Here is a 12572-nt window from a genome sequence, read left to right on the forward strand (position 1 = left end):
CACGGCAGATCATGGGCGTCAAATCAACAAACACCCGCCCCCCAGATGGAGGATCTCCCCATGTCAGCCCAATCAGCACCCGTCCGTATTCTTGGCCGCTCCAATTCTTTCAACGTGCGCAAGATCCTTTGGGTCTGCGACGAGATGGAGATGCCCTATGAGCGCGAGGATTATGGCCGCGGCTTCCGCGCCTGTACGGACCCGGAATTTCTCGCCCTCAACCCGGTCGCCCAGGTGCCCGTGGTGATCGACGGCGGCGCGGTGATGCGCGAATCCAATGCCATTGTCCGATATCTCGCGTCCAAGGCGGGGCGGGACGATCTGTACCCCGCCGATCTGGTCAAGCGCCAGCAGGTCGAACAATGGATGGACTGGATCGCCTACGACCTGACCCATGCCCTGCGCGGCGCCTTCCTGGGCGGGGTGCTCAAGGAAGCGCCCTGGGACAACGACTGGTTCGTCAATCAGGGCCGTAAGGACCTGATCCATGACATGCTGATCGTCGAAGCCCATTTGGCGGCGGGCGGCCCGTACGTTACGGGCGATACCTTCACCGTCGCCGATATTTCCATGGGCCTGGTGGTCAACCGTTGGTTCAAGGTCGAAGGCTTCGAGAAGCCGGAGACACCAGCGCTTGCGGCCTACTACGAGCTTCTCAGCCAGCGTCCGGCCTATCTTGCCCACGGGCGCAACGGCCTGCCCTGAGGCAGGCCGAATTCCCGCCGAAGCCACGAAAATACGGTCGGAATCTGTAATTCGGGATGCTACAGTTTTGTTACGGTTTTGTTACATGGTTAACTGAGCCGTCCTGCCCGCGATGAACGGCGCAGGGGCGCAAAAACTGGAAGATCATCGATCTTCACGTCTCGGAGGACATCAAGACTATGAAACGCAAGGATTTCCTGCGTGCGGTTTCCGGCGCGCTCGCCGTGCTGGCCGTATCGGCATTACCGACGTTCGCCGCGGATCTGGAAGGCAAGCTGGTGATCGTTACGTCGTATCCGCCGGATACCACAGTGACGGTCAAGAAGGCATTCGAGGCCGCCCATCCCGGCGTCGAAGTGGAGATGCTGAAGAAAAAGACCACGGCCGGCATCAAGTTCCTTCAGGAAACCGCCGCGAACAACAAAGCCGACATGTTCTGGGCTTCGGCGCCTGACGCTTTCGAGGTGTTGAAGGGCGACGGCCTGCTGGCCAAGTACGAGGTCAAGGTGCAGGGCATCCCGGAAAAGGTCGGCGCGTTCCCGATCAACGATCCCGACGGCTATTACAAGGGCTTCGCCGCGTCGGGCTACGGCATCATGTGGAATACCCGCTACCTGAAAGCCAAGAAGCTGCCCGTGCCCAAGACCTGGGCGGAATTGGCCGATCCCGTCTATTTCGGCCATGTCGGCATGAGTGCGCCATCGCGCTCGGGCACCACGCATCTGACCGTGGAAACCATTCTGCAGGGTATGGGCTGGGAAAAGGGCTGGGCCCTGATGAAAGCCATGTCCGGTAACTTCAAGACCGTCACCGAACGCAGCTTCGGCGTGCCGGACGGCGTCAACTCCGGCCAGTTCGGGCTCGGCATCGTCATCGATTTCTTCGGTCTGTCGTCGCAGGCTTCGGGCTTCCCGGTCGATTTCCTGTACCCGCCGATCACCACGCTGGTGCCGGCCAACATCGCGATCGTGAAGAACGCGCCGCACCCCAAGGCGGCGGCGGCCTTCATCGAATTCCTGTTGTCGCCGGAAGGCCAGGCAGTTCTGCTTGATCCCAAGATCCGTCGCCTGCCCGTGAACCCCGCGACTTACGCCAAGGCACCTGCCGGGTTCCCCAACCCGTTCAAGGATCCGTCCCTCGGCTCGGCCGTCAAGTTCGACCTGGATTTGTCCAAGAGCCGCTACAACGTGGTCAATTCTCTGTTCGACGTGATGGTGACCTATCGCCTGGACGACTTGCAGAATGCGGTCAAGGCGATCCATGACGCCAAGGCGAAGGCCAAGGGTAAATCCAATGCTGATGCGGACAAGCTGATCGCCGAGGCTGAGGCCTTGGTCGCCAAGATGCCGATCACCGAGGCCGAGGCCGGCAAGAAGGAGTTCAATGCGATCTTCAAGAAGAAGCGCAAGAAAGCCGACACCAAGGTCACCGGCCGTCAGGCCGAGGTTGAGCAGCAGTGGGACGAAGAGGTCAAAGCGAATTACGCCAAGGCCAAGGAACTGGCGGATAAAGCCGCCTCCATGCTGTAGGCCGATCCTTTATTCAGGCGCCCGGTCCGGCCGTGGGCCGGGCGCCTGTTTATTCCGACGCTGACTTTTCTGATACCGACCGGGGGATGTCTTGACCACCGTATCGCGCAGCCTTTGGGGTCCCGGCGCCGTTGCCTTGTCCTTGGCCCTATTCCTGATCGTGTTCCTTGTCATTCCGGTTGCCAAGGTCATCTATGTGGCGTTCCAGGACCCCAACACAGGTGCCCTGACGCTTATTAACTTTGTCGATTTTTTCAACACCTCGCTGTTTCAGGAATCCTTTTTCAATTCCTTTTACGTGGCGTCCATGTCCGTGGTTCTGGCGTCGGTGTTCGCCCTGCCGCTGGCCTATTTCACGACCCGCTTCAATTTCGGCGGATCGATCCTGATCCAGACGCTGGGCGTCATTCCCCTCATCATGCCGCCTTTCGTGGGGGCGGTGGCCATGGTGCTGCTGTTCGGGCAGAACGGGTCGATCAACCTGCTGCTCGATGAATACCTCGGCTTTACCATTCCTTTCATGGAAGGGCTGAACGGCGTGATTTTCGTCGAAAGCGTCCACTATTTCCCCTTTATCCTCATCAACCTGTCGGCGGCATTGAACAACATCGACCGCTCCATGGAAGAAGCCGCTCAGAACCTGGGGGCCAGCCGCGGGCGGCTGTTCCGCCGCATCGTGTTTCCGCTCGCCATGCCGGGCTATGTGGCGGGGGCATCCCTGGTGTTCCTCAAGGTGTTCGATGATCTGGGCACGCCGCTATTGCTGAACATCAACAACATGCTGGCGCCGCAGGCGTACCTGCGTATTTCATCCATCGGCATCAACGATCCCATGGGCTACGTGATTTCCGTGATCCTGGTGGCGTTTTCCCTGTTGGCCCTGTGGACGTCGTTCCTCGCCCTGCGCGGCAAGGATTACGCCACCGTACAGAAGGGCGGCGGCGGTCTTATGAAGCGCGACCTGGCGGGTTGGGAAAAGGCCGGCTGCTACGCCGTGGTGATCCTGATCCTGCTGCTGGTGTTGTCGCCGCATATCGCGCTGACGCTGCTCAGCTTCGGGACCGTGTGGTCGTTCAGTCCGCTGCCCGACGCCTATACGGCGCAGCACTATGTCGACGTCGTTTCGACCTCTTCGACCTACATCACCAACACGCTGCTGTACGCGGGCTTGGCCGCCGGGATCGATGTGGTGTTCGGCACGGCCATCGCCTATGTCGTGTGGCGCACGGGCCTGCCCGGGCGCAAGCTGCTGGATTACATGGCCATGGGCGCGGTCGCCATTCCCGGCGTCGTGTTGGGCATTGGCTATCTGCGCACCTTCTATCAATTCGACGTGCCGTTCATCGACAAGCCGCTGGCGTCGTGGTGGGTGATCATCGTCATCGCGCTTGCCATTCGGCGACTGCCCTATGCGCTGCGGGCCTGTGTTGCCGCCCTGCAGCAGGTCAGCGTAATGCTGGAGGAAGCGGCGGAGAACCTGGGGGCGACCAAAAGCCGCACCGTGCGCCGCATCGTCGTGCCGCTGATGATGGGCGGTATCGTCGCCGGTTTCGTCACCAGCTTCGCCACCGCCGCCGTCGAACTGTCGGCGACGATCATGCTGGTGTCCCAGGAATCGGACGCGCCGCTTGCCTACGGCATTTATGAATTCATGCAGTCCGCATCCGGACGCGGGCCGGGGGCGGCGTTGGGCATCATCGCGGTGCTCATCATCGGGATCGCGACCTACCTGTCGCACCGCATTATCAACAAGAAGGAAACCGAACGGGCGCCCCAGCAGGCGGCGGCCCCGGAAGAAAAAGTCCAGGGAGCATAAGCATGGCATTGCAGAAAACCAGCGGCGTCACCGTCACGGTCGACAACCTCAGCCTGTCCTTCGGCAAGACCGAGGTGTTGAAGGGCGTGAATCTGGAGATCAAGCCGGGCGAGCTGTTCACCTTCCTGGGTCCGTCGGGATCGGGCAAGTCGACTTTGCTGCGCTCCATCGCCGGGTTCGGGCCACGCCCGGGCGGGCGCATCCTGATCGACGGCGACGACATCGCCGGCCTGGCACCGTGGGACCGCAATGTCGGCATGGTGTTCCAGTCCTATGCCTTATGGCCGCATATGACCGTGCGCAAGAACGTCGCCTTCGGGCTGGAGGAACGCAAGGTGCCGGCGCGCGAGATCGCCGGGCGGGTCGAGGCGGCGTTGGATATGGTCGGGCTTGCCGCCTATGGCGACCGCCGGCCGTCGCAACTATCCGGTGGTCAGCAGCAGCGCGTGGCCCTGGCCCGCACCATTGTGGTTGAGCCGCGGGTGTTGTTGCTGGATGAACCGCTGTCGAATCTGGATGCCAACCTGCGGGTTCAGATGCGCCGCGAAATTCACGATCTGCAACGTAAATTGAACCTGACCACGATCTTCGTGACCCACGATCAGGAAGAGGCGAACACCATTTCCGACCGCATGGCCGTGCTTGACCAGGGCGTGATCCAGCAGACGGGCACGCCGCTGAACCTGTATGACAATCCGGCCAACCGTTTCGTGGCCAGCTTCCTGGGCACGGCGAACCTGTTGGAAGGCCGGATCGAGACCGGGGACGGGGGGCTTTGGTTCATCGTCGATGCCGGGCCGCGCCTGCGGCTGATGCCGGATGCCGGGGCGGACGGTGACCGAACGGCGGCCATGATGCGGCCGCAAAACCTGACGATCACAGATGCGGACGGTGTCCTCGGAGAAGACGCAGCGGTATTGGAAGGGACGGTGGAGATGTTGGAATTTCTCGGCACCATCGTACGCTACGCGGTGCGGGTCGGTGGGGTATCGATGCTGGTCGATGAAACCCACCGCGTGGGCCGGGCGGTCCATGCCGTTGGCGATAACGTGCGCCTGGGCGTCGAGGCCGCTGATATCCGGCTGCTGTCGGCGTAGAATTAAGCAAACGGCCCCCGGGCGGTGCGGAACACCTCCCGGGGGCTGCGTTTGTATTACAGGCTGGAAAGCACGCTTTCGGCGCTGGTCTTCTCGAACGCGCCGGCGGCGTCGATTTCGATCGACTTCACCGTGCCGTTGTCGACGACCATGGCGAAGCGCTGGCAGCGCAGGCCGAGACCGCGGGCGGTCAGGTCAAGCTCCAGGCCGGCGGCCTTGGTGAATTCGGCCGAGCCGTCACCGACCAGCAGAACCTTGTCGTCTGCGCCCTGATCCTTGGCCCAGGCACCCATGACGAAGGCGTCGTTCACGGACATGCAGACGATCTGGTCGATCCCCTTGGCTTTGAGTTCATCCGCCTTGGCGACGAAGCCGGGCAGATGCTTGGCCGAGCAGGTCGGCGTGAAGGCGCCGGGCACGCCGAAGATGGCGACCTTCTTGCCGTTGAAAATGTCGTCCGTCGAAATGGCGGCCGGGCCTTCACCGGTCATGTGGTAAAGCGTCGCCGCCGGAATTTTGTCACCAACACCAAGCGTCATTGGATTTCCCCTGAATCTGATTTTTCAAAGATGGCTGCATGCGGCGCTAAGGACGCGCCGCACGGGCCGTTCATGCCAGCATGAAATAGTGCATTCCGGCGAAGAGTCCATGAAAAACCGCCCCATGGCGGGCCCCGGCCTAGTTTTTCGCGATCACCACGTTGCCTGCTCGGGCGACGGCCTCGGTCACTGCGTTTTCCGTCAGCAGTTCCGGCAGGGGGATGCCGTCCGGGGCCTGCGGCCCGTAGATCGCATTGAACGGAATGCCGTAGCGCCCGAATTTGGCCAGATAGGCGGCGATCACCGGATCAGGGCGGGTCCAGTCGGCGATCATGGCGACGATGCGCCCGTCGGCGATGGCCGTATGTACAGCCCCCTGGTTGAGGACCAGGCGTTTGTTGACCTGACAGGTGATGCACCAGTCGGCGGTGACGTCGACCAGCACGGTCTTGCCTTCGGCGACCAGTTTGGCGATCCGTGCCTCGTCGAACGGCTGCCAATGCCGGCGTGCGTCCACATTCTTGGTGCCACGCAGGTTGGTCTCACCGGCGGCCCGGGGCGGAGTCTCGCCCGCCGTCGGCAGCACGGCAGTGGCCAGCACCATGGCGACGCCGAGCGCGATGGGAACCCCCGGCACCAAGGCGCGGGCCGGTTTCATGCCGCGTCCGGCAAGCCACAGAATAAGGCCCAGAATGGCCAGCCCAGCAGCCAGCCCGGTCGTGACTGTGGTCCCCAGGATGCCCATGATGACCCACAGCAGCCACCCGGCCGTGGCCAGTAGGGCGAGGCCCATGATCTGGCGCAGGCGGATCATCCAGGGGCCCGGGCGGGGCAATCGGGTGGCGGCGGCGGGCACGGCCGCGATGGCCAGATACGGCAGGGCCAGGCCCAGCGCCAATCCGGCGAAGATGGCATAGATTTCCAGCGCCCCCCGGGCCAGGGCAAAGCCCACGGCTGTGCCAAGGAAGGGGGCGGAGCATGGCGTCGCCAGCAGGGTCGCCAGGGCGCCCTGAAGGAAATGCCCCATCGGGCCGGTATGGTGGCTGGGGTCGGCGGCATGGGCGCCCAGGTCGCCGATGGCCTGGGGCAGGGCGATTTCGAACAGGCCGAACAGGTTGCAGGCGAACACGAAGACGATCACCGCCATGGCGGCCAGAAACCAGGGTTGCTGGAACTGAATGCCCCAGCCGATGGTCATGCCGGCGGCTTTCAACGCGACCAGGCCGGAGGCCAGCACCATGAAAGCCGCGAAAATCCCCAATGCCGAGGCGATGAAGCCGCGGCGGACCTGCCCTTTGTCACCGCCGCCATGCCCCATGACGCCCAAAACCTTGATCGACAGCACGGGCAGCACGCAGGGCATCAGGTTGAGGATCAGACCGCCCAGCACGGCCAGGGCGATGAACAGCAACAGATTGGGCTGTGGTGCCGGGGTCGTTTCCGCGATGCTGAGGACCGGCGCGTCGGCGGGCGGGGCCAGATCGCCGGGGGTCAGCATCAACTGCCGTTCGGCGCTGCGCCCACCATCGACCAGGGTCGCGGTCAGGACTTCCTTGGCCAATTGTTGCGGCCCGCCGTTCAGGTCCTTGACCCCGTAGACGGTGATGTCCAGGCGCGCCTCGCGTCCGTTGTCGGAAAAGGTCACATGGGGTTTGGAATAGGCCAGGACCTCGGGCCCTTCCAGATAGATGTCCGGGGCCGAGAACGGGGTTTCTGATTTCGCCCGCACGCTGATCAGCATTTCGCCCTTGGCGGTGTCGCCGGGGCTTAGTGCTGCCGCATCGGCGAGCATCAGTCCGTGTCGGGCGCCGTCGCCGGGTACGGTGGCGGCGTAGCGGTTGATCAGATGGGCGAATTCACTGGGCTCGGCCGTGCCCGCCGGCAGGGTCAGGCTCAAGTTCGCCGTGTAGGGGATGCAGATATCGTCGGAGGTGAGGTAAGGGATCACCGCCTTGACCATGACCGGTTTGCCCGGTTCGGCCGGGACGGCGTCGATGGGAAACACGACCTCTTTCTTGTAGCCGAGGGTTTCCAGACCAAGCACGCTGAACCGTTCCGGCGCCGGCCAGAGAATTTTCGCGGACGCAAGGTTGTCCGAACCGTCCCAGTTGGGCCGGGGTGGGATACCGGCGTCGCCGGGCGAGCGCCAATAAATCTTCCATCCCGGCTGCATGTGGAATTCCAGGCCCAGGCGCAGCATCGCCGCCGATCCGGTGCGGGTCACGGCGGCGACCAGGCGGGCCTTGGTCTGTTCCGTTTCATGCCAGGCGGATTGCGCTGTGCCCGCAGCCTGCGCGATGGTCGCGGAGATCAGCAGCAAGAGGGTCGCGATCAGGGCGGTCGGGCGGACGGCGCGAAAAAGGGATGCAGCGGTCATGGAGCGATTCTTGTTTCCCGGCGGGTTGGTTGTGGTGACTGCGGTGCCCATATTATGGCACGGTGTCGGCGGACACAGCCAATAAATGGCGCGTGATTGCGGCGGTTTCCGGGCAGTGTGAGATGCTTTTTTCACGGGCGTGCGCTTGCGGGGGTGCCGTCACGACGCCATAATTATCGGGCGCGGTTGTGCTATAGATTGGTGAAACTGGACGGATATTCGAGGCTCATCCCATGCCCCGGACCCTAGACGACGAAGCCTATCTGGCCGGGCATTTGCTGATCGCCATGCCCAACATGCCGGACGAACGGTTTTCCAAGACGGTGATTTACATGTGCGCTCATAATGCCGAGGGCGCGATGGGTCTGGTCGTCAACAAGCCTTTGGAAACGCTCAGCTTCCCTGACCTTCTGGAGCAGTTGGACATCGTGCCGTCCGGGCTCAGTGAGCCCATCAACGTGCATTTCGGCGGCCCGGTCGAATCGGGTCGAGGCTTTGTTCTGCACACTCCGGACTATGTCCAGGAAGCCACCATGGTCGTCGACGATCAGATCGCCCTGACCGCCACGGTCGATATCTTGCCGGCCATTGCCGAAGGCATCGGCCCCCGGCAATCGTTGCTTGCGCTTGGCTATGCCGGGTGGGGGCCGGGACAACTGGATTCCGAAATCAAGGCCAACGGTTGGCTGCATGTCGCGGCCGACCCCGCCCTTGTGTTCGGCGGCGGCATGGACGACAAGTGGGAACAGGCGATGCTCAAGATCGGTGTTGATCTGCGCATGCTGTCGGACGAAGCCGGCCACGCCTGAACGCCGCCAACCACGCCGGAACCGTTAATATGAGCCGCCCCCCCAAACGCAAACCCGCGGACGACCTGCGCAAGCTTCTTCTGGAGCGTATGGAAGCCTGCCAGACCGCTGAGGCCCTGAACGACCGGGTCATCCTGCCGTTCATCCAGGCGCTGGAGGATGTGTGCGGCGCCCGGGGTTATGTCCTGAACATCTATGGCGAGCAGGCGAACCTCACGTTCACCGGCGACGAGGATGCGGCCGAGGAAATCTACGCCCTGATCGAAAGCTATCTGGACAGCCGCACCGAGGTTTGATGCCCGCCGGTCTGGAACTGATCGGACGGCGCTGCCTCGCGGACAAGGTCAGGGGCTACGGCGAACCGTTTTCAGATGGGCCACGTATCGACCGGGCAGCCATCCCGCGGTGGAAACACGTTGAATTTCCGGACCAAGCGTCCCACGATGGGGGTGACGGGGCAACGGGGCCTGCGGTAGGTGGTATAACCTTAGGTCTCCCCAAGCATGTTCGAATCCATCCGGGATCAACGCGTTGCCTATATCGTCGATAAGGAAATCCTGGACCTGGACGGTATGGATGATCCAGGACATGTCGCCGTCTTTGAATATTGGGACCGGGTGCGCCGTGCCCGCGTCGGTCCGCCGGTTGGTGAATTTCGCCTGGAAGCCCTGCCACCGGCGATCATCCCAAGCATCGCCGTCATCGATTTTCTCGGTCCGCCCATGGATTTCCGCTACCGTTTTTTCGGAACCCATATGGTCCAGGTTGCTGGCCAGGAACTGACCGGAAAACGTTATTTCGCCGACAACATCGAGGGGTTCGGATTCGTCAATGCGGAGGTGTTGCCGATGATGATCGAGCGGCGCGAGCCGGTCTATTCGCGCACGCGCTGGATATCGGTGAAGAACCTGAAGTTCACCACGGCATCCATCCGCCTACCCCTGTCAGAGGACGGTGAAACCATTACGGGCGGAGTGGTGGTCGATCGCTTCACCCCCGGTCACGAAGCATGAGCGGGACGCGTCGGATCAGGCGCTGAGCCGGGCCGCGAAAGTGTCGCCGGCTTCCAGGTTGGCGAGCGGCCCGATCGCCGACAGGGTCGGCTTGGTGCTGAACAGGCGTTCGGCCACGTGCACGACGTCACCCGCCGTGACGGCATCGACCTTGGCGACGATTTCCTCGGCCGGAACGGGGCGGCCGTAGATCAGCATCTGGCGAGCCAATTGTTCGCAGCGCGACGAGGTGCTTTCCAGGGACATCAGGATCGATGCCTTCAACTGGGCGCGGGCACGGGCGACCTCGTCCTCGTCGACGGACAGGCGCACCTTGTTCAACTCGTCCGCGATCAGCGGCATCAGTTCGGTCACTTCGCCCGATCCGGTGCCCGCATAGACGCCGAACAGGCCGCCGTCCGCATAGGCGGATTGGTAGCTGTAGATGGAATAGACCAGGCCGCGTTTTTCGCGGACTTCCTGGAACAGGCGCGACGACATGCCGCCGCCCAACAACGCCGACAGCACGGAGGCTGCGTAATAATCGTCGTCGTCGTAGGCCAGGCCTTCGAATCCCAGGGTGATGTGGACCTGTTCCAGGTCACGGTCGACGCGCACGTCGCCGCCGCCGTAGCGCGCGGCCTCGCGGGCCGCCGGGGCCCCCGCGGGCAGGTCCGCGAAGGTGTGCCGCACCATGTCGACCACGCGGTCGTGGTCGAGGGCCCCCGCCGCCGAGACGACGCTGACCGGGGCCGCGTAATGGGTGGTCATGTAGTCCAGGACCGCGTCGCGGGACATGCCTTCGATCAGGGCTTCCGAACCCAGGACAGAGCGTCCCAGCGCCTGGTCAGGAAAGGCGACGGCCTGGAAGTTTTCGAACACGATGTCGTCGGGTGTGTCGTGAAGCTGGTGGATTTCCTGGATCACGACATGGCGTTCACGTTCCAGTTCGTCCGCGTCCAGGGTCGCGTGCTGGACCAGGTCGCCGATGACGTCCATGGCCAGGCCCAGGTCTTCCTTCAGCATCTTGGCGTAATAGGCCGTGTGCTCGCGCGCGGTATAGGCGTTCATATGCCCGCCGACGGCTTCGATCTCCTCGGCGATGGCGCGGGCGCTGCGTTTTTTTGTGCCCTTGAACACCATGTGCTCCAACAAGTGGGACACGCCGTTGACGGCTTCCGGCTCATGCCGGGCGCCGACGCCGACCCAGGCGCCGACGGACACGGTTTCGACCCGATCCATGCGTTCGGTGACGACGCGAAGGCCGTTTTCAAGGTCGGTGATCTGTACGGACACTCAGGATTCCCTTAGGCGAGGGTTGATTCGATGGTGCGTTTCAACTGGTCTAGATCGTTGGCCAGGGTTTGGCAACGCTTGGGCCGGTCCAATAAATCCGCGAGGCGCGCGGGCAGGGCAGGGCGCAGGCCCGTGGCGTCCTCGACCGCGTCGGGGAATTTCGCCGGATGGGCGGTCGCCAGAATGACCATGGGGGCATCGGTTTCGCCCCGGCATTCCCGCGCCGCGCCGACGCCGACGGCGGAATGGGGGTCGATCAGTTCGCCCGTCTGGTCGTGCACCTGTTTGATGACCGCCTTTGTCGCCGCGTCGTCGAAGCGCGCGCCGGCGAACACCTTGCGCGCCCGGGCCAGTTGGTCGGCGGAGACCTCGAACCGGCCGGTCTTGCGGAAATCGGTCAGCACTTCGGCGCAGGTCGCCCCGTCGCGCCCGACCAGATCGAACAGCAGGCGTTCGAAATTGGAGGACACCTGAATGTCCATGGACGGGCTGGTGGTCGGCACCACACCTGCCATTTCCATGGCGCCGGAGGCAAAGAAGCGGGCCAGGATGTCGTTGGCGTTGGAACCGACGACCAGTTTGGAAATCGGCAGGCCCATCTGCATGGCGCCGTAGCCCGCGAACACGTTGCCGAAATTGCCCGTGGGCACGGAAAACGCGACCGGCTTGTCAGGGGCGCCCAGCTTCACTGCCGCCCAGAAATAATAGACGATCTGCGCCATCACCCGTGCCCAGTTGATGGAATTCACGGCGGACAGGTTGTATCGGTCGCGGAAAGCGGGGTCGTTGAATAGGTCCTTCACCCGGTCCTGGCAGTCGTCGAAGGTGCCTTCGATCGCGATGTTGTGGACGTTGGCGGCCTGCACCGACGTCATCTGCGCTTCCTGCACGGGGCTGACGCGCCCCTTGGGATGCAGCATGAAGATGTCGATGGCGGCCTTGTCACGGCATGCCTCGATGGCGGCGGAGCCGGTGTCGCCCGAGGTGGCCCCCACGATGGTGATACGCTGTCCGCGTTTCTTCAGCACGTAATCGAAGAACCGTCCCAGCACCTGCATGGCCACGTCCTTGAAGGCCAGGGTCGGCCCGTGGAACAGTTCCAGCAGGTATTCACCGTCGCCGATCTTCTTGAGCGGCAGCACATCGGGGGCGTCGAAGGTCGCATAGGCGTCCTCGATCAATGCCTTCAGGTCCGCTGCCGGAATGGCGTCGCCGATGAACGGCGCCATGACCTTCTGCGCCAGGGCCGGATAGGACAGGTCCTTCATGGCGCGGATGTCATCGGCGGAAAACTGCGGCCAGGTCTCTGGCACGTAAAGGCCGCCGTCGCGCGCGAGGCCGGCCAGCAGGACGTCCTCGAAACCAAGCGCGGGGGCCTGGCCCCGCGTGGAGATGTATCTGGGGTTTGTCAT

The 12572-nt window shown here is 63.1% G+C and carries 11 protein-coding genes; 7 read left to right on the forward strand and 4 right to left on the reverse strand.

The window, feature by feature from the left end:
• Positions 1-45 precede the first annotated feature (45 nt).
• The 4 genes from KFF05_04495 (at position 46) to KFF05_04510 (ending at position 5147) form a co-directional block, all read left to right on the forward strand.
• The gene (locus KFF05_04495; protein ID UTW52631.1) at positions 46-705 is read left to right on the forward strand and encodes a glutathione S-transferase family protein; all 660 of its coding nucleotides are present in this window, start codon (positions 46-48) and stop codon (positions 703-705) included.
• Positions 706-884: 179 nt separating this feature from the next.
• The gene (locus KFF05_04500) at positions 885-2234 is read left to right on the forward strand and encodes an extracellular solute-binding protein (protein UTW52632.1); all 1350 of its coding nucleotides are present in this window, start codon (positions 885-887) and stop codon (positions 2232-2234) included.
• A gap of 91 nt (positions 2235-2325) precedes the next feature.
• Entirely contained in the window at positions 2326-4050 is a 1725-nt protein-coding gene (locus KFF05_04505) for an iron ABC transporter permease (GenBank protein UTW52633.1), read from the forward strand.
• Positions 4051-4052: 2 nt separating this feature from the next.
• On the forward strand, positions 4053-5147 hold the full coding sequence (locus KFF05_04510; GenBank protein ID UTW52634.1) for an ABC transporter ATP-binding protein: 1095 nt from the start codon (positions 4053-4055) through the stop codon (positions 5145-5147).
• 56 nt (positions 5148-5203) lie between these two features.
• On the opposite strand, the gene KFF05_04515 is transcribed toward KFF05_04510, so the two are convergent.
• Positions 5204-5686 carry a peroxiredoxin gene (locus KFF05_04515; GenBank protein ID UTW52635.1) on the reverse strand — a complete coding sequence of 161 codons (483 nt, stop codon included), beginning with the start codon at positions 5684-5686 and terminating at the stop codon, positions 5204-5206.
• A gap of 139 nt (positions 5687-5825) precedes the next feature.
• Positions 5826-8063 (reverse strand): thioredoxin family protein, encoded by a 2238-nt coding sequence (locus tag KFF05_04520; GenBank protein ID UTW52636.1) that lies wholly within the window; start codon positions 8061-8063, stop codon positions 5826-5828.
• A 233-nt stretch (positions 8064-8296) separates the two neighbouring features.
• Between KFF05_04520 and KFF05_04525 the strand changes: the two genes are divergently transcribed.
• The 3 genes from KFF05_04525 to KFF05_04535 all read left to right on the forward strand — a co-directional run bounded on the left by KFF05_04525 (position 8297) and on the right by KFF05_04535 (position 9885).
• Positions 8297-8872, forward strand: coding sequence for a YqgE/AlgH family protein (locus KFF05_04525; GenBank protein ID UTW52637.1), 576 nt, complete (start codon positions 8297-8299; stop codon positions 8870-8872).
• A 29-nt stretch (positions 8873-8901) separates the two neighbouring features.
• Positions 8902-9168: a hypothetical protein gene (locus tag KFF05_04530; protein ID UTW52638.1), complete on the forward strand. Its 267-nt coding sequence runs from the start codon at positions 8902-8904 to the stop codon at positions 9166-9168.
• A gap of 207 nt (positions 9169-9375) precedes the next feature.
• Positions 9376-9885 carry a hypothetical protein gene (locus tag KFF05_04535; GenBank protein UTW52639.1) on the forward strand — a complete coding sequence of 170 codons (510 nt, stop codon included), beginning with the start codon at positions 9376-9378 and terminating at the stop codon, positions 9883-9885.
• 15 nt (positions 9886-9900) lie between these two features.
• On the opposite strand, the gene KFF05_04540 is transcribed toward KFF05_04535, so the two are convergent.
• Positions 9901-11160, reverse strand: a complete 1260-nt coding sequence (locus KFF05_04540) for an insulinase family protein (GenBank protein ID UTW52640.1) — start codon at positions 11158-11160, stop codon at positions 9901-9903.
• Between the two features lie 11 nt (positions 11161-11171).
• Positions 11172-12572 (reverse strand): threonine synthase, encoded by a 1401-nt coding sequence (locus KFF05_04545; GenBank protein UTW52641.1) that lies wholly within the window; start codon positions 12570-12572, stop codon positions 11172-11174.

It is taken from the genome of bacterium SCSIO 12827 (genome assembly GCA_024397995.1).
Taxonomy (GTDB): Bacteria; Pseudomonadota; Alphaproteobacteria; order Rhodospirillales; family Casp-alpha2; genus UBA1479.